The organism is Rhodococcus ruber (assembly GCF_027270735.1).
In the GTDB taxonomy this organism is placed as follows: Bacteria; Actinomycetota; Actinomycetes; order Mycobacteriales; family Mycobacteriaceae; genus Rhodococcoides; species Rhodococcoides rubrum_A.
The window spans coordinates 295,910-312,958 of the sequence record NZ_JAPWIJ010000003.1 but is presented as its reverse complement, the minus strand read 5'-3'; the positions used below and the strand labels follow the sequence as shown (position 1 = coordinate 312,958).

Annotated in this window: 18 protein-coding genes; 13 read left to right on the top strand and 5 right to left on the bottom strand. The window is 64.4% G+C overall.

The window, feature by feature from the left end; all coding sequences use genetic code 11:
• Window positions 1-2: 2 nt before the first annotated feature.
• Window positions 3-509, bottom strand: a complete 507-nt coding sequence (locus O4220_RS08655; RefSeq protein ID WP_420030345.1) for a M23 family metallopeptidase — start codon at window positions 507-509, stop codon at window positions 3-5.
• Between the two features lie 347 nt (window positions 510-856).
• Here O4220_RS08655 and rpsB point away from each other — a divergent pair, with 347 nt between their 5' ends.
• From rpsB to O4220_RS08625, 6 genes are all read left to right on the top strand, one after another.
• The gene (gene rpsB, locus O4220_RS08650) at window positions 857-1,747 is read left to right on the top strand and encodes a 30S ribosomal protein S2 (protein ID WP_269603215.1); all 891 of its coding nucleotides are present in this window, start codon (window positions 857-859) and stop codon (window positions 1,745-1,747) included.
• 159 nt (window positions 1,748-1,906) lie between these two features.
• On the top strand, window positions 1,907-2,731 hold the full coding sequence (gene tsf, locus O4220_RS08645; protein WP_269603214.1) for a translation elongation factor Ts: 825 nt from the start codon (window positions 1,907-1,909) through the stop codon (window positions 2,729-2,731).
• Window positions 2,732-2,895: 164 nt separating this feature from the next.
• A complete protein-coding gene (pyrH, locus tag O4220_RS08640) occupies window positions 2,896-3,624 on the top strand; it encodes a UMP kinase (protein ID WP_032377051.1) in 729 nt (242 codons plus the stop codon).
• Window positions 3,625-3,679: 55 nt separating this feature from the next.
• Window positions 3,680-4,237: a ribosome recycling factor gene (gene frr, locus O4220_RS08635; protein WP_027496705.1), complete on the top strand. Its 558-nt coding sequence runs from the start codon at window positions 3,680-3,682 to the stop codon at window positions 4,235-4,237.
• A 34-nt stretch (window positions 4,238-4,271) separates the two neighbouring features.
• Window positions 4,272-5,186: a phosphatidate cytidylyltransferase gene (locus tag O4220_RS08630; protein ID WP_269603213.1), complete on the top strand. Its 915-nt coding sequence runs from the start codon at window positions 4,272-4,274 to the stop codon at window positions 5,184-5,186.
• A 17-nt stretch (window positions 5,187-5,203) separates the two neighbouring features.
• Window positions 5,204-5,923: a class I SAM-dependent methyltransferase gene (locus O4220_RS08625; RefSeq protein WP_269603212.1), complete on the top strand. Its 720-nt coding sequence runs from the start codon at window positions 5,204-5,206 to the stop codon at window positions 5,921-5,923.
• A 30-nt stretch (window positions 5,924-5,953) separates the two neighbouring features.
• Here O4220_RS08625 and O4220_RS08620 read toward each other — a convergent pair whose 3' ends face one another.
• On the bottom strand, window positions 5,954-6,796 hold the full coding sequence (locus tag O4220_RS08620) for an HpcH/HpaI aldolase/citrate lyase family protein (protein ID WP_420030365.1): 843 nt from the start codon (window positions 6,794-6,796) through the stop codon (window positions 5,954-5,956).
• A 102-nt stretch (window positions 6,797-6,898) separates the two neighbouring features.
• Window positions 6,899-7,318, bottom strand: a complete 420-nt coding sequence (locus O4220_RS08615) for a LapA family protein (RefSeq protein WP_269603210.1) — start codon at window positions 7,316-7,318, stop codon at window positions 6,899-6,901.
• Window positions 7,319-7,445: 127 nt separating this feature from the next.
• Between O4220_RS08615 and rlmN the strand changes: the two genes are divergently transcribed.
• The gene (gene rlmN / locus O4220_RS08610) at window positions 7,446-8,597 is read left to right on the top strand and encodes a 23S rRNA (adenine(2503)-C(2))-methyltransferase RlmN (RefSeq protein WP_269603209.1); all 1,152 of its coding nucleotides are present in this window, start codon (window positions 7,446-7,448) and stop codon (window positions 8,595-8,597) included.
• A 7-nt stretch (window positions 8,598-8,604) separates the two neighbouring features.
• On the opposite strand, the gene O4220_RS08605 is transcribed toward rlmN, so the two are convergent.
• A complete protein-coding gene (locus O4220_RS08605) occupies window positions 8,605-8,874 on the bottom strand; it encodes a DUF2631 domain-containing protein (protein ID WP_032377055.1) in 270 nt (89 codons plus the stop codon).
• A 214-nt stretch (window positions 8,875-9,088) separates the two neighbouring features.
• Here O4220_RS08605 and puuE point away from each other — a divergent pair, with 214 nt between their 5' ends.
• Window positions 9,089-9,988, top strand: coding sequence for an allantoinase PuuE (gene puuE, locus O4220_RS08600; protein ID WP_269603618.1), 900 nt, complete (start codon window positions 9,089-9,091; stop codon window positions 9,986-9,988).
• Between the two features lies 1 nt (window position 9,989).
• Here puuE and O4220_RS08595 read toward each other — a convergent pair whose 3' ends face one another.
• Entirely contained in the window at window positions 9,990-10,511 is a 522-nt protein-coding gene (locus tag O4220_RS08595) for a DUF1990 family protein (protein ID WP_269603208.1), read from the bottom strand.
• 120 nt (window positions 10,512-10,631) lie between these two features.
• On the opposite strand from O4220_RS08595, the gene dxr reads away from it, so the two are divergent.
• The 5 genes from dxr to O4220_RS08570 all read left to right on the top strand — a co-directional run bounded on the left by dxr (window position 10,632) and on the right by O4220_RS08570 (window position 17,035).
• Complete coding sequence (gene dxr, locus O4220_RS08590; RefSeq protein ID WP_269603615.1) at window positions 10,632-11,771, top strand: 1-deoxy-D-xylulose-5-phosphate reductoisomerase; 1,140 nt, start codon at window positions 10,632-10,634, stop codon at window positions 11,769-11,771.
• 5 nt (window positions 11,772-11,776) lie between these two features.
• The gene (locus tag O4220_RS08585; protein ID WP_269603207.1) at window positions 11,777-13,003 is read left to right on the top strand and encodes a M50 family metallopeptidase; all 1,227 of its coding nucleotides are present in this window, start codon (window positions 11,777-11,779) and stop codon (window positions 13,001-13,003) included.
• A 33-nt stretch (window positions 13,004-13,036) separates the two neighbouring features.
• Window positions 13,037-14,200: a flavodoxin-dependent (E)-4-hydroxy-3-methylbut-2-enyl-diphosphate synthase gene (gene ispG, locus O4220_RS08580; protein WP_269603206.1), complete on the top strand. Its 1,164-nt coding sequence runs from the start codon at window positions 13,037-13,039 to the stop codon at window positions 14,198-14,200.
• Window positions 14,201-14,321: 121 nt separating this feature from the next.
• A complete protein-coding gene (locus O4220_RS08575; RefSeq protein WP_269603205.1) occupies window positions 14,322-15,158 on the top strand; it encodes a GNAT family N-acetyltransferase in 837 nt (278 codons plus the stop codon).
• A gap of 86 nt (window positions 15,159-15,244) precedes the next feature.
• The gene (locus tag O4220_RS08570) at window positions 15,245-17,035 is read left to right on the top strand and encodes a penicillin-binding transpeptidase domain-containing protein (RefSeq protein WP_269603613.1); all 1,791 of its coding nucleotides are present in this window, start codon (window positions 15,245-15,247) and stop codon (window positions 17,033-17,035) included.
• Window positions 17,036-17,049 lie beyond the last annotated feature (14 nt).

The following is a 17,049-nucleotide window of genomic DNA, read 5'->3' as shown; positions in this document are numbered from 1 at the left end:
GATCACCGGCGCGGCCCGTCCACTGGTTTCAGTCTGATCGGACGGGTGCGCACCAGAGCCGTTGGATCGAGGTATTCGCGGCCCCGCCTGATGCCCCAGTGCAAACACGCGGACGAGCAGCCCTCGTGTCCGGACTCCAGCGAACCGAGCACCGTACCTCGGCGGACCCGGGTGCCGGCTGCAACCGAGGCCGTCACCGGCTCGTATGTCGATCGCAGTCCTCCGGGATGGTCCACCGATACGACGGGTTTTCCCGCGACCGAACCGGCGAACACCACCGTGCCGTCGGCCACCGCCAGTACCGATCGGCCTTCGTCACCGGCGAGGTCGACACCGCGGTGTCCGGGTAGCCAATCCTGGTCGGGACGGTCGAACGGGGTGACGATGCGGGGCTTCGGTTGCAACGGCCAGGTGAAGTCGCCCGGAGCGGCCGATGCCACCGCCGCCGAAAGCGAGAGGCCGACCACGACGCCGATCGACAATGCCCGCAGCGAGGGACGAATGTTCACCCATCGACCATCTCCTGAATCCGAGCACCGAAACGAATGCGAACGTCGATTGTGGACGACGGGCTTCTTTGTCCACAGGTACCGGAATCTCTTGACAGTCGGGCCTGGTTATGACGGGGGCCGGGGCAGGTCTACACTCGTCGATGCGGCCTGTGCGTGCACGGGTCGACTTCGCGCGTCCGCTTTCATCGCATCGACTGCCAAGGCAGAACTATCGGTACGAGAACCGGTTGTCGGCGGTCCTGAGAATCCTCGTGGTTCGCAGGTCCGGCAACTCCAGCGGCCGCCAGGGCAGAGGTCACCGACACTCTGCGTCAACCGCACCATCGAAAGAGAGTTCTTCAGCCATGGCTGTAGTAACAATGAAGCAGCTGCTCGACAGCGGCACACACTTCGGACACCAGACCCGTCGCTGGAACCCGAAGATGAAGCGATTCATCTTCACCGACCGCAACGGCATCTACATCATCGACTTGCAGCAGACCCTGACCTTCATCGACAGGGCCTACGAGTTCGTCAAGGAGACCGTTGCCCACGGTGGCACGGTTCTGTTCGTCGGCACCAAGAAGCAGGCGCAGGAGTCCATCGCCGCTGAGGCGACTCGCGTGGGCATGCCCTACGTGAACCAGCGCTGGCTCGGTGGCATGCTCACCAACTTCCAGACGGTGCACAAGCGTCTGCTCCGTCTCAAGGAGCTCGAGGCCATGGAGCAGACCGGTGGCTTCGAGGGACGCACCAAGAAGGAAATCCTCATGCTCACGCGTGAGATGACCAAGCTGGATCGCACGCTCGGTGGCATCCGGGACATGGGCAAGGTCCCGTCGGCCATCTGGATCGTCGACACCAACAAGGAGCATCTCGCGGTTGCCGAGGCTCGTAAGTTGAACATCCCGGTCATCGCGATCCTCGACACCAACTGCGATCCCGACGTGGTCGACTACCCGATCCCGGGTAACGACGACGCGATCCGTTCCGCTGCGCTGCTGACCAAGGTCGTCGCATCCGCAGTCGCCGAGGGCGTGCAGGCGCGAGCAGGTCAGAACACTGCATCCGACGCCAAGCCCGAGGTCGGCGCAGGCGAGCCCCTCGCCGAATGGGAGCTCGAGCAGCTCCAGCAGGCGGCACCGGCAGCAGACGCACCGGCATCCGAAGCTGCGGCAGCAGAGGAAGCTCCGGCAACCGACGCTCCCGCTGCAGAGGCTCCGGCAGCAGAGGAAGCACCGGCCGTTCAGGCTTGATCGAATTCGGTCCCGGTTCACCCTCAGGGGTGGGCCGGGGCCGCTTCGGTATGTCAGGGTGGTCGTCGCGTTCGCTGTGAAGTGAGCCCGTCGAGCACGCCCTGAGAACAGCATTTTTCGTCAACGCCCGTACCCAGACTTTGAGGAGGCTCGCCCACGATGGCGAACTACACTGCCGCCGACGTCAAGCGGCTCCGTGAGCTCACCGGCTCCGGAATGATGGACTGCAAGAACGCGCTCGCCGAGAACGACGGCGACTACGACAAGGCCGTCGAGTACCTGCGTATCAAGGGTGCCAAGGACGTCGGCAAGCGCGCCGAGCGCAACACGGCCGAAGGCCTCGTGGTAGCCGAAGGTGGCGTGCTCGTGGAGATCAACTCCGAGACCGACTTCGTGGCCAAGAACGACGAGTTCCAGACGTTCGCCGCATCCGTCGCGTCGACGGCTGCAGCAGGCAAGCCGGCCGACGTCGACGCTCTCAAGGCGCTCGACCTGAACGGCAAGACCGTCGAAACGGCTCTGAACGAGTTGTCGGCCAAGATCGGCGAGAAGCTGGAAATTCGCCGCGTCGTGTCCTACGACGGCAACACCGCGACCTACCTGCACAAGCGCAGCGCGGACCTCCCGCCTGCCGTCGGCGTGCTGGTCGAATACACCGGTGACGGCGACGCCGCAGGCGATGCCGCGCGCGCTGCCGCCATGCAGATCGCCGCACTCAAGGCCAAGTACGTCAGCCGCGAGGAGGTCCCCGAGGATCTGGTTGCGGCCGAGCGTCGCATCGCCGAAGAGACCGCTCGCGAAGAAGGCAAGCCGGAGCAGGCTCTGCCGAAGATCGTCGAGGGTCGCGTCAACGGATTCTTCAAGGACGTCGTTCTCACCGAGCAGAAGTCGGTCCAGGACGGCAACAAGACCGTGAAGGCCATTCTCGACGAGGCCGGCGTGACCATCACCCGCTTCTCACGATTCGAGGTCGGTGCCAGCTAGTCTGCGCACCTGTCGGTCGAGGCGATGCCGTTCATTCGATTCCATCGAGTGGGCGGCATCGTTCGTGCGCGAGGCAGGTCGGAGCCGTGTCCACCGATCGGGTGCCGATAGGGCAGGATGATCGGTGAGTAAACCGTAGTGTTCGACGAGTACCGAGGAGAGCTATGACCGATCCGGCCCCTGACCGTCCTGGGTTCCGACGCGTGATGCTCAAACTGGGTGGGGAGATGTTCGGTGGCGGCCAAGTGGGGCTCGACCCGGATGTCGTGAACAACGTTGCCGAGCAGATCGCCGAAGTGGTGGCCACCGGAGTTCAGGTCGCGGTGGTGATCGGTGGCGGGAACTTCTTCCGTGGTGCCGAACTGCAGCAGCGCGGAATGGATCGATCTCGCTCGGACTACATGGGCATGCTCGGCACGGTCATGAATTGCCTTGCGCTGCAGGATTTCCTGGAAAAGCAGGGGGTCGCCACCAGAGTCCAGACGGCAATCACGATGGGCCAGGTCGCGGAGCCGTACCTACCGCTGCGCGCGCGCAGGCACTTGGAGAAGGGTCGTGTCGTGATCTTCGGTGCCGGGATGGGGATGCCGTATTTCTCCACCGACACCACGGCCGCGCAGCGCGCTCTCGAAATCGGAGCCGAGGTGCTGCTGATGGCAAAGGGTGTCGACGGCGTGTACTCGGCCGATCCGCGTCTGGACCCCGACGCGACGATGTTCGACACGATCACCCACCGCGAGGCGATCGAGCAGGGACTCAAAGTCGCCGACGCGACGGCCTTCAGCCTCTGCATGGACAACCAGATGCCGATGTTGGTGTTCAATTTGTTGGTTCAAGGAAACATTGCTCGCGCTGTGGCGGGCGAGAAGATCGGCACGCTGGTCACGTCGTGAACCTCACCGACAAGGCCGCGGGCGAATCGAGAACGAAGACGATGGAGGACAGATCGTGATTGACGAAGCGCTCTTCGACGCCGAAGAGAAGATGGAAAAGGCCGTATCGGTTGCACGTGACGATCTGTCCTCGATCCGTACCGGGCGCGCCAACCCGGGAATGTTCTCCCGCATCGTCATCGAGTACTACGGAGCGCCGACGCCGATCACTCAGCTGGCCAGCATCAGCGTGCCGGAGGCGCGCCTGGTCGTGATCAAGCCGTACGAGTCGAACCAGCTGGGGCCGATCGAAACCGCGATTCGCAACTCGGACCTGGGGGTGAACCCCACGAACGACGGCAACCTGATTCGTATCGGTGTGCCGCAGTTGACCGAGGAACGGCGCCGCGAATTCGTCAAGCAGGCGAAGGGCAAGGGTGAGGACGCGAAGGTGTCCATTCGAAACGTCCGCCGCAAGACGATGGAAGAGCTCAAGCGGATCCAGAAGGACGGCGAAGCGGGCGAGGACGACGTCGTACGCGCCGAGAACGAGCTGGACAAGACAACCGCCAAGTACACCGCATCGGTGGACGAACTCGTCAAGCGCAAAGAGGGCGAGTTGATGGAGGTCTGACCTCCGAGAGGAGTGGCTTTCACGACGGCAGACGATGAATCTCGAGGAGTTGACGACAGTGGTGGGACCGGATCGGCAGGAGGGCAGCGGTACGCCCGCTGCCTCGTCCGGGGTCGCTGCCGCGAAATCCGCCGGTAAGGCCGGCCGCAATCTGCCTGCCGCGATCGGCGTCGGCGGCAGTTTGGGTATCGGGTTGATCCTCGTGCTCGTGTTCGTACCGCTGGTGTGGATCGGTGTCGTGGCGGTTGCGTTGGCCGTCGCGACGTACGAGGTGTCCAAGCGGCTCCGCGAGGGCGGTGTGCTGGTCCCGCGCATCCCGCTGATTCTCGGGGGTCAGGCCATGATCTGGCTGGGCTGGCCGTTCGGTGCCGTCGGAGTGCTCAGTGCCGCGGTGGGCACCGTCGTGGTCTGCATGGTGTGGCTGTTGCTCCGGCAAGGCTTCGGTACTGCACCCAAGAACTATCTCGAAGAACTCTCCGTCACGGTTCTGGTGGCGTGCTGGCTGCCGCTCCTGGCCTCGTTCGCCGTTCTGATGGTTCTGCAGGACAACGGTGCCGGCCGCATCCTGGTGTTCGTCATCGGCGTCGTATGTTCGGACGTCGGTGGTTACATCGCCGGCGTGTTGTTCGGTAAACACCCGATGGCACCGGCGATCAGCCCGAAGAAGTCCTGGGAGGGGCTCGTCGGATCGCTCATCTTCTGCGTCATCGGTTGCCTGCTGACGGTGACCCTGATCCTCGAGGCGAACTCGATGATCGGGGTGCTGCTGGGAGTCGTGCTGGTCGTGACGGGCACCCTGGGCGACCTCATCGAATCGCAGGTCAAGCGTGACCTGAGAATCAAGGACATGGGCTCGTTGCTCCCCGGTCACGGCGGCATCATGGACAGACTCGACTCGCTGCTGCCCTCGGCGTTCGTTGCGTGGCTCGTCTTCACCGTCTTGCTCTGAAACGACGTCGTCGGACGATGCGCGGTGATCGCAGCGGGGTGATCCCCAGTCCCAACATCTGGCACTGGCCACACCTGTACGAGGCGGAGAACCGTGCTCAGGATGTCGACGGTGCCGTATTCGACGCAATCAGGTCGGTCGCGGACTGGGCGTCCAAGGCCGTTGTCGACGTCGGCTGCGGAAGTGGTTTTCACCTTCCGGTCTTTGCCGCCGATGCCGACAATGTGCTGGGAGTGGAGCCGCACGAACCGCTTGCGGCCGCGGCGACCTCGCGGGTTGCCGCCCTTTCCAACGTCGAGGTGAAGGCCGGTCGAGCAGATTCGCTACCCGTTGCCGATGGGAGCGTCGACCTCGTTCATGCCCGCACGGCGTACTTCTTCGGGCCCGGCTGCGGCCCGGGTATCCGTGAGGCGATGCGAGTCCTTCGGCCCGGCGGGGCGCTGGTCGTCGTCGATCTCGACGCGACGGCGTCTCCGTACGGTGATTGGATGCGTGCCGATCTTCCCCGGTACGACCCGGCGGCCGTCGAGGCATTCTTCGATGCGCAGGGGTTCGAGATGCTCCGCGTCGGCACCAGATGGACGTTTCCCGACCGTCGGACCTTGCGCGAGGTGATGGGAATCGAGTTCTCACCGCGAGTAGCGCGTATCGCGGCACGGGAGATCGACGGACTCACTGTGCATGTGCGCTATCGCGTCCACGTTCGGTACAAACCGGCGGGGGTCGAAATGCGCTGAGGTGGGCCCGCACACCTCAGCGCCGAACGATCAGGATGCGCCGGATATTCCGAAAACCTCGGCGAGTTCGCTGATCTTGAGCGCCTTCGCCAGCCGAGGCAGGTCGCTACCGTCCTTGACGTGGGCACCGTCGGCACCGAGAGCATCGATCACATCGCGTGCCCAGGACACGTCCGTGGGTGAGGGTGCCAATTCACGGTTGACGATGGCCACCTGATCGGTGTGCATGCACAGTTTGCCTGCCATGCCCATCGACAGCGTCAAGGCTGCATCGCGTCCGAGGATGCTGTCGTTCGCGGTCAACGTCGGACCGTCGATGGGTCCGGGCAGTCGTGCCACCCGTGACGAGACGACCAGGCGCGAGCGTGGGTAGGCCATGGCCAGTGGATCGTCGCTCATACCGGTGTCGCGGCGGAAGTCGCCGCTGCCGAAAGCGAGACGGAAGGTCGAATCCGCACGGGCGATCTCGGTAGCCGCTTCGAGGCCCATGGCCGACTCGACCAACGCCAGAATCGGGGTACCGGGTGCCAGGCGGGCCGCGGTCGCCTCGACCTGTCCACCGCTTTCGGTCTTGGCGAGCATGACGCCGACCAGACCGGGGAGACCGGACAACGCGGCGAGATCGTCGGCCCAGTACGGGGTCGTTGCATCGTTGATGCGCGCCCATGCGGAATTGCCCTGGCTCAGCCAGCGAACAACATCCTCGCGTGCGGCGGGCTTCTTGGCAGGAGCGACGGCGTCCTCGATGTCGAGGATGACGGCGTCGACTCCCGACGCCACTGCATCGCTGAAGGTGCCGGGCTTGGTTGCGGGCACCAGCAACCAGGAGCGCGCGCGGTCGGGGGCAACGCCGGATGCCACTGGTGTCTCCATGAAAGTTGTCACGTCATGCTCCTCGAGTGAAGTGGGGCACCCACAGCCTGATCGATTCAGTGGGTCAGCGCCAGCTTCTGTACATAGTGTTCACAAGCCGCGTTACTTCTTTTTCGCGGAGCGCCGCACCTGAAGGATCCGAGCCCCTCCCACCATGGCCATCACCAGCGCACCCGCGATCGCGGCCAACAACATGCTGATACCGAGCGGCAGATCGAGCTGCCACGCGAAGATCTGCACGGTGACGGAGTCGAGGTTCTGCACGATGAACACGAGAAGGATGACCAGTACCACGGCTCCGACCACGAGGCCGGTCCACAGGGCAGCGGTACGAGTGTGGGCGATGTCGCTCGAACCGGCGGCCTGCCGCTCGGGAACGAACTCCGGATCGGGTGCCGAATGACCGTCCGAATCCGGAGTGGTGATCGGGGCGAGGTCGCCCGAGGCGCTGTGTTCGCCGGGGAGGCCCGCGCTCGACTTGTCGAGTGATGTCTCGTGACTGTCTTCAGCTCTGGTGGCCATGTCGATGATCCTTCCGCACGTGGAGGTCGAATGCACGCGCATCCGACCACGTCGCCAGTACCCGTCGGATGACGGTGGGAAACAGCCGCGAATAGGACTGCGAGGCAAACGGGTGGACAATGGGGTCATGAGTGAGGCCGCCGACGCAACGAACACCTCGACCGAGCAGAAGAGACCGAATCTTCCCTTGGTCTTCACTGCACCGCGTCGTGGTATGCCGTCGCGCCACCTCGCCGACCTGGACAAAGAGGGCCTCCGGGAAGCGGTGAAGGCGCTCGGACTGCCTGCGTTCCGTGCGGATCAGCTGGCGCGCCACTACTACGCGCGACTCGAAGCCGACACCACCAAGATGACCGACCTTCCGGCCGAGGCTCGCGAGAAGGTCGGTGCCGATCTGTTTCCCACGTTGCTGACACCGATCAAGCACCTGGCATGTGACGATGGTGACACTCGAAAGACCCTGTGGAAGGCCAACGACGGGACGTTGCTCGAGAGCGTTCTGATGCGGTACCCGGATCGGGCGACTCTGTGTATCTCCAGTCAGGCCGGGTGCGGAATGGCCTGTCCCTTCTGCGCGACCGGCCAGGCCGGTCTGACGAGGAACCTGTCGACCGCCGAAATCGTGGACCAGGTCCGTTCGGCTGCGGCCGATCTTCGTGACGGCGTGGTCCACGGCGGCGAAGGTCGACTGTCGAACGTGGTGTTCATGGGAATGGGCGAGCCGCTGGCCAACTACAAGCGCGTCGTCGCGGCAGTGCGCAAGATCGTCTCACCCGCACCGGACGGTTTGGGACTCTCCCAACGCTCGGTCACCGTGTCGACGGTCGGTCTGGCTCCGGCCATCCGCAAGTTGGCCGACGAGGGATTGTCCGTCACATTGGCAGTGTCGTTGCACACGCCCGACGACGAGCTCCGCGACACGTTGGTTCCTGTCAACAACCGGTGGTCGGTGGCGGAGGTTCTCTCCGCGGCTCGGTACTACGCCGATCGGACCGGTCGACGCGTCTCGATCGAGTACGCGATGATCCGGGACGTCAACGATCAGCCGTGGCGAGCCGACATGTTGGGCAAGAAGCTGCACAAGGCGCTCGGATCCCGGGTCCACGTGAACCTGATTCCGCTCAATCCGACTCCGGGCAGCGAGTGGGATGCCAGCCCGAAGCCGGTGGAGCGAGAATTTGTCAGACGAGTGATTGCTCAGGGTGTCTCGTGCACGGTGCGCGACACCCGTGGCCAGGAGATCGCCGCGGCGTGCGGTCAGCTCGCAGCCGAGAATTGACCGGCAGCTAGCGGGGCTTGCGGCGAACGATCACGTCACGCACGACCAAGCCGACCAGAGCGACGGCGAATCCGATCAGCCACAGGTCCTCGACCTTGCCGGTGTGGTTGCCGATGATCATGAAGAGCAGGAACGCGGCGACGACGATGGCGGCCACTCGCATCGCGCGGTTCGACTCGCCACTCCATCCCCACTCGGCGGACGGCACGTCCGGAACCTCGTGACGGGTATCGACGACCTGGTCGTACGAAGCGGTTTCCAGTTCGTTGTTTGCCACCGGGTCGGTCCTCTCGAGTGATGATTCACGTTGACGTGCGCACGGGGCGTCGAGACTGCCGCGTTCGGACAATATTGGCATACGACCGCCCGTCGTAGCCACCAGGGTTGCGCTCACCCGGCGCGAGTATCGACTTGGGTGAGAGACTGCCTCGGTGACGTCCGAGCGCCTTCCGCACCCGCTGACCCAGTTTCCGCTGAGCTACCCCCGCGACATGGTCGGGTACGGCCGAACACCACCGGCCGCGCAGTGGCCGGGAGATGCGAACATCGCCGTCCAGTTCGTCCTCAACTACGAGGAGGGCGCGGAGAACAATGTGCTCGACGGCGACACCAAGTCCGAGACCTTCCTGTCGGAAATGATAGGGGCACAAGCGTTTCCGAACCGCCACATGAGTATGGAGTCCCTGTACGAGTATGGATCCAGGGCAGGTGTGTGGCGGGTACTCCGGGCATTCGAGAAACGAGACCTACCTCTGACGGTGTTCGCAGTAGCGAAAGCCATGGAGCGGAACCCGGAAGTGGTTGCCGCACTGGCCGAGCTGGGCCACGAGATCGCCTGCCACGGGTTGCGCTGGCTTTCCTATCAGCAGATCGACGAGAACGTCGAGCGTGAGCACATGGCCGAGGCGGTGGAGATCCTGACGGAGCTGACCGGCTCGACCCCGCTGGGGTGGTACACCGGCCGCGATTCACCGAACACCCGATCACTCGTCGTCGAACACGGTGGATTCGTCTACGACTCCGATTCCTACGCCGATGACCTGCCCTACTGGGAGAAGGTGTCCACGGGCAGTGGGACGGTCGATCACCTGGTAGTGCCGTACACCCTCGATACCAACGACATGCGATTCGCCTCACCGGGAGGCTTCTCGACCGGAGACGAGTTCTTCGCACATCTTCGTGATGCGTTCGACGTGCTCTATGCCGAAGGCGAGCACGGCAGCCCCAAGATGCTGTCGGTCGGATTGCACTGTCGACTGGTCGGCCGGCCTGCGCGCATCGCGGCCCTGGAACGCTTTCTCGATCACGTGCAATCGCACGAGAAAGTGTGGGTCGCCAAGCGAATCGAGATCGCCGAACACTGGCGCGCCGTACACCCGCCTTCCGCCTGACTCAGCGCGGCGACCGGCACGCCTTTGCCAGCGCAGCGAGATACCGGTCGGTGAACAGTGCCTGGACACGCCTTCCCACCGGGCCACCGAGCCTGGTGTACCAGCGGCCGGGGCGCGAAATCGCGGTGATGTGGGCGGTGACGGTGCCATCCGCGGGGGAGTAGTCGACGTGGAACAACTCTTCCCCTGACTCGGGATGGCCGTCGAGTGTGCCGTAGGCGAAGCCCTGGCGATTGGCCTCGTCGATGACGTAGACGACTCGGCACGGGATACGGATCGGCCCGAGGGTGAGGACGACCACCGCGTCGGGGACGGCGGAATCCTTGTTCGAATGAACCTTCAGGCCGGCACCCCGGTGCATATCCCACCGCATCACGGCATCTGCTGCGGCTACGAAGTCGTCGAGCCCGGACCCGACCACTCGCGACCTCTCGACGTAGTGGTAGCCCGCAGGCAAGGGCCCTTTCGTCGCCCCCACATCGGTGTAGTTGAACGATGCCGCGCTGTACTTCGAGACGTCCATGCCGTCCACCCTGCCAGCATCGGCGTATCGCATAGGGGTTTCTCAGGCTCGGTAGGCAACAATGGACCGGTGCCAGACCATAGTGGAACGACCACCTCGGATCGTCCCGAGCCGATTCGCGTGCTGCTGCTGGGGAGTACCGGTTCGATCGGAACCCAAGCGCTCGACGTCATCGCAGCCAACCCGGATCGCTTCGTGGTGGTCGGTCTCGCAGCGGGCGGCGGAAACATCGACCTGCTTCGTCGTCAGATCGCCGAAACCGGTGTCCAGCGTGTCGCCGTGGCCGACCCGGCCGCCGCTGCCGCGCTCGATCGTCCCGGAATACTCACTGGGCCACGGGCAGTCACCGAGCTCGTCGAGACGACTCCGGCGGACGTCGTTCTCAATGCTCTGGTGGGCTCGCTCGGTCTCGAACCGACGCTCGCGGCGCTGAAAACCGGTGCCCGGCTCGCATTGGCCAACAAGGAATCACTGGTGGCAGGCGGAGAGCTCGTACTGGCCGCTGCCGCCCCCGGGCAAATCGTGCCGGTGGATTCGGAGCACTCGGCGTTGGCACAGTGCCTGCGAAGCGGTAGGCGCAGCGAGGTGGATCGATTGGTTCTCACCGCATCGGGTGGGCCGTTTCGAGGGTGGACCGAGGCGGAGCTGAAGACCGTGACTCCGGAACAGGCCGCCGCGCATCCTACCTGGTCGATGGGCCCGATGAATACGCTGAACTCGGCGACGCTGGTGAACAAGGGGCTCGAGCTGATCGAGGCGCATCTGCTCTTCGGTGTGCCCTACGAGAAGATCGATGTGACCGTACACCGGCAATCCATCGTGCATTCCATGGTCACGTTCGTCGACGGTTCCACCATCGCCCAGGCCAGCCCGCCGGACATGAAGTTGCCGATCGGGTTGGCCCTCGGCTGGCCGAATCGCGTGCCCGACGTCGCGCGCGCACTCGACTTCACCTCGGCGTTCTCCTGGGACTTCGAGCCGCTGGATGATCGAGTGTTTCCCGCCGTACAGCTGGCCCGCGAGGCGGGGATTCTGGGCGGATGCATGACCGCGGTGTACAACGCGTCCAACGAGATCGCGGCCGAAGCATTCTTGGCCGGGCACATCGAATTCACACAGATCGTGCAGACAGTGCGTGCGGTAGTCGACGACGGTGGCGCGGACTGGTCGGCGGTGCCGACCACCGTCGACGATGTTCTCGCAGCGGACTGCTGGGCTCGCGCTCATGCGCGTGAGCTCCTGAAGCAGAAGGGCCTCTGACTCTCATGGCGTTCGCTATAGGTGTAGTGCTGTTCGCCGTCGGCATCGGCATTTCGATCGCACTGCACGAGGCAGGACACATGTGGACCGCGAAAGCGCTCGGCATGAAGGTACGTCGGTACTACATCGGTTTCGGACCCAAAATTTTCTCCTTCCGGCGGGGCGAAACCGAATACGGTCTCAAAGCGATCCCGGCCGGCGGATTCTGCGACATCGCCGGAATGACGGCAATCGACGAGCTCGCTCCCGACGAAGTCGAGCGGGCGATGTACCGCCAGAAAACATGGAAGCGCATCGTCGTCATGGTCGGCGGCATCGCGATGAACTTCGTGCTCGGCATCGTGCTGGTGTACACGTTGGTGCTCGGCTGGGGAACCCCGGATCGGGTGACGCCGCCGACCGTCCAGGTCAGCAAGGTCGTGTGTATCGCCCCCTCGCAGACCGAAGACGGAACGTTGGCTCCGTGCTCGGGAACCGGCCCCGCCGCCGCCGCCGGGCTACGGGACGGTGATGTCGTGACCGCCGTGAACGGTGAGCCGGTGCAGTACTGGTCCGAGGTCGTCGAGACCGTGCAGGCGTCGTCCGGACCGGTGGATCTGACCGTCGAGCGAGACGGTTCGTCCCTCGATCTCACGATTCCGGTGACGAAGGTGCAGCGGTACGTCATCACCGATCCGGACACCGGAGCAAAGGAGTCGAGGACGGTCGGCGCAGTCGGCGCGACCGGCTCCACGATTGCCCCTCCGGCCATTCGATACAACCCGATCGAGGCGGTGCCCGAGACGTTCGTCTTCACCGGGGACATCTTCGTTCAGACCGGTAAGGCGCTCGTACAATTGCCGACGAAGGTGGAGGCCCTGTGGGAGTCGATCTTCGGCGGTGAACGTGGCCTCGATACCCCGATGAGTGTCGTCGGTGCCAGTGTCATCGGCGGGCAAGCGGTGGAGCGAGACGACCTGGTGACGTTCGTGGGGCTGTTGGCGTCACTCAATTTCTTCCTCGGTGCGTTCAACATCGTGCCGCTGCTACCGCTCGACGGCGGCCACATCGCCGTGACGATCTACGAGCGGATCCGCAATACCCTCCGCAACCGGCGTGGCCTACCCGACGGCGCTCCGGTGGACTACATGAGACTCATGCCGGTCACGTACGTGGTCATCATTGTTTTCATCGGGTTCTCCTTGCTGACGCTCACCGCGGACATCGTCAACCCGATCCAGATCTATCAGTAGACTCGTCAGTCGTAGCTAGGAAAGAAGGCCACTGTGACCGTGTCAGTCGGATTGGGAATGCCTGCACCGCCGGTACCCGTGCTCGCACCACGTCGAAAGACCAGGCAGCTCCAGGTCGGATCGGTGGGAGTCGGTAGCGAGAGCCCCATCTCGGTCCAGTCCATGTGCACCACCAAAACTCACGACATCAACGCCACTCTGCAGCAGATCGCCGAGCTGACAGCCTCGGGCTGCGACATCGTCCGTGTGGCGTGCCCCACACAGGACGACGCGGATGCGCTGGCGATCATTGCCAAGAAGAGTCAGATACCGGTCATTGCCGACATCCACTTTCAGCCGAAGTACATCTTCGCCGCGATCGATGCGGGCTGCGCCGCGGTGCGCGTCAATCCCGGGAACATCAAGGAATTCGACGGTCGCGTCAAGGAAGTCGCCAAGGCTGCGGGCGACGCGAACATCCCGATCCGCATCGGTGTGAACGCTGGATCACTCGATCCCCGCCTGATGAAGAAGTACGGCAAGGCCACTCCCGAGGCACTCGTCGAATCCGCGCTGTGGGAGGCCGGACTGTTCGAGGAACACGGATTCGGCGATATCAAGATCTCCGTCAAGCACAACGACCCGGTCGTGATGGTCGCCGCATACGAGCAGCTCGCCGCGCAGTGCGACTACCCGCTGCACCTCGGCGTCACCGAAGCCGGCCCTGCTTTCCAGGGCACCATCAAATCCGCAGTGGCCTTCGGCGCGTTGCTGTCCAAGGGGATCGGCGACACCATTCGCGTCTCTCTCTCGGCACCGCCTGCGGAGGAGATCAAAGTGGGCAACCAGATTCTGCAGTCCTTCAACCTGCGTCCCCGCAAGCTCGAGATCGTCTCCTGCCCGTCGTGTGGGCGGGCACAGGTCGATGTGTACACCCTCGCCGACGAGGTCACCGCAGGCCTCGAAGGCATGGAAATTCCGTTGCGCGTTGCCGTCATGGGCTGTGTGGTCAACGGGCCGGGCGAGGCACGTGACGCTGATCTGGGCGTGGCCTCGGGTAACGGCAAGGGCCAGATCTTCGTCAAGGGCAAGGTCATCAAGACGGTGCCCGAGGCGCAGATCGTGGAGACCTTGATCGAGGAAGCCATGCGCATCGCGGAGGAATTCGAGAAGGACGAGACTGCAGACGCCGGTGCTCCGGTCGTGACCGTCAGCTGAGCTGGATGAACCCGGTCGTCATCCGGTTTGTCGCACTGCCACCGGGGGAACACGTTCTCTGGAATGATTCGGTGCACGCTCGGTCGATGTGTACGCGGTAGGTGGGTCAGGAGGTCGGTAGGTGCTCAAGCTCCTCGGTGCGAAGCCTCTCGGTAATCGAGATACCGCACACGTGCTGCGGGTGCTCGATGCCGACCCGGTCGCCACCTGCATGGTCGCGGCCCGAGTGCAGGAATCCGGGCTGGATCCTAGGTCGTTTCACGGTGAGATGTGGAGCAGAGGCGGCCCGGACGAATCTTTGTGCTTCTACGGAGCGAACCTCGTCCCGCTGCTCGGATCGGGCGACGATCTCCGGTCGTTCGCGGACCGCGCGTGCCGCGGCCCCCGCTTGTGTTCCTCGCTGGTCGGACGGGCAGAGCTGACGCTTCCGCTGTGGGAGATGCTCGAGACCGACTGGGGTCCCGCTCGGGAGGTACGCGGTGAGCAACCATTGCTGGCCACGTCGGTGCGCTCGTCTTACCCACCCGATCCTCAGGTCCGTCTCGTTCGACCCGACGAGCTCGACGTGTATCTCACTGCGGCCGTGGCCATGTTCATCGAGGAAGTCGGAGTCGACCCTCGGCAGAACGACGGTGGCCGTGGATACAGACGCCGGATCTCGAGTCTCATTGCGGCGCAGCGCGCCTGGGCTCGATTCGAGGACGGACGAGTGGTGTTCAAGGCCGAGATCGGATCTCAGTCGACGACGGTCGGCCAGATTCAGGGCGTGTGGGTTCATCCCGATCGGCGTGGACACGGTCTCGGCGCGTCCGGTACTGCGGCAGTGGTCGACTCGGTCGTTCGTCAGGGCCGCACCGCCAGCCTGTACGTCAACAGCTTCAACTATGTGGCCCGGCGTGCGTATGCGAAAATCGGCCTGACTCAGGTGGCAACCTTCACCACCGTATTGCTCGATTAGCTTGTCGCGAACCGCGTTTCGTTGCCATCGGTAAGGGGTGTGCCCTATTACGATGGGGCGCAATGAGATCACGTGGTGCAACCGAGATGCGGTATCGAGTCGGCGTGGTGCTGGCGATCGGAGCCGTGGTTGCCGGCGCGCTCACCGGGTGTACCCCCAAGCCCGACGGCCCGGAGCCCGCGGCCCAGGCTTTCCTTGCGGCCTTCGAGTCCAATGACATCGCAGCCGCCGCTGCGGACACCGACAAGCCCGATGCCGCGGCCACCGCATTGACCGAGGCGTGGACCAATCTGCAGGCCGAGTCCCTCGACGCCGAGACGACGTCGGTGCGGGTCGACGGAGACACCGCCACGGTCGGTTACACGTACACGTGGCAGCTGCCGAAGGGTCGGGTGTGGACCTACGACGGTCAGCTGAACATGGGGCGCAGCGAGGGCGATTGGGTGGTGCGCTGGACGGCGTCGGACATCCATCCCAAGCTCGGCGACACCCAAACCATGTCACTGCGCTCGACGGCAGCCCCGCGGGCGCGCGTCAACGAGCGTTCCGGGACCGACGTTCTGGTGCCCGGCGTTGTGCATCGAATCAAGTTCGACGCAGCGAATGCGAACAACGTGGTGGCGTCGGCGACCGCGTTGTCGACTTTGTTGACTCCGTTCGACGCATCGATCACGGCCCAGTCCATCGTGGAATCGGCCACCTCGGTCGACGGCGACTATCCGGTGGCGCTGCTGCGTGAGAGCGACTTTCAGCCCATCTCGGCAGCGCTGACCGAGATTCCCGGTGTCACGGCATCCGACGAGTCGGATCTGGTGTCCACCGATCCCACGTTCGCGCCGGATCTGGTCGGTCAGGTCAAGAAGGCCGTCATCGACGAGGTCGACGGTCAGGCGGGCTGGAGCGTGGTGACCAGCAACCGCAACGGCGTCGACGTCGATGTCCTGACCGATACTCCGCCGCAGCCTGCTCCGTCGTTCTCGATCAGTCTCGATCGCAACATCCAGGTCGCGGCGCAGCGGGCGGTGAACGCACGCACCGAGCAGGCGATGACGGTGGTCCTCCAACCGTCGACCGGTGCGATCCTCGCGGTGGCGCAGAACCCGGCCGCCGACCGGGACGGGCCGGTGGCGTCCGCCGGTCTCTACCCGCCCGGATCGACGTTCAAGATCATCACCGCCGGCGCTGCCATTTCGAGCGGACTGGCGACCCCGGGCAGTACCGTCCCGTGTCCGGGTCGCATCGAGATCGGCGAGCGCAGTGTGCCCAACTACAACGAGTTCGCGCTCGGCGACGTAACGATGAGTACCGCGTTCACTCGATCGTGCAATACCTCGTTCGCGAAGCTGGCCAGCGAGATGTCGCCCGACGCGTTGACCGTCGCCGCATCTCAGTTCGGCGTCGGCCCGGATTACGATGTCGTCGGGCTGCCGACCGACTCGGGTTCGGTACCCCCGGCAGACGAGCTCGTCCAACGCACCGAGGACGGCTTCGGGCAGGGCAAGGTGGTCGTCTCCACCTTCGGCATGGCGTTGGCCGCGGCGACGGTGGCCCACGGTTCGACCCCGGTGCCGAACCTGTTGGTGGGACGCGACACGGTGATCACCGGCGATCACCCACCGATCGAACCGGCGATGGTCGACGGGCTACGTGGAATGATGCGATCGGTGGTCACCAGTGGTACGGCCGAGCGCATCGCAGACCAGGGTGAGGTCTACGGAAAGACCGGTGAGGCCGAGGTCGACGGCGGCTCGCACTCGTGGTTCGTCGGATATCGAGGCGACATCGCGTTTGCCACGCTCGTGGTGCGCGGGGGCAGCTCGGACAACGCTGTCGCGGTGACCCGGGAGATGTTCGAGCAGCTACCGCCGGGGTACTGAGCGGGCGGCGGTGC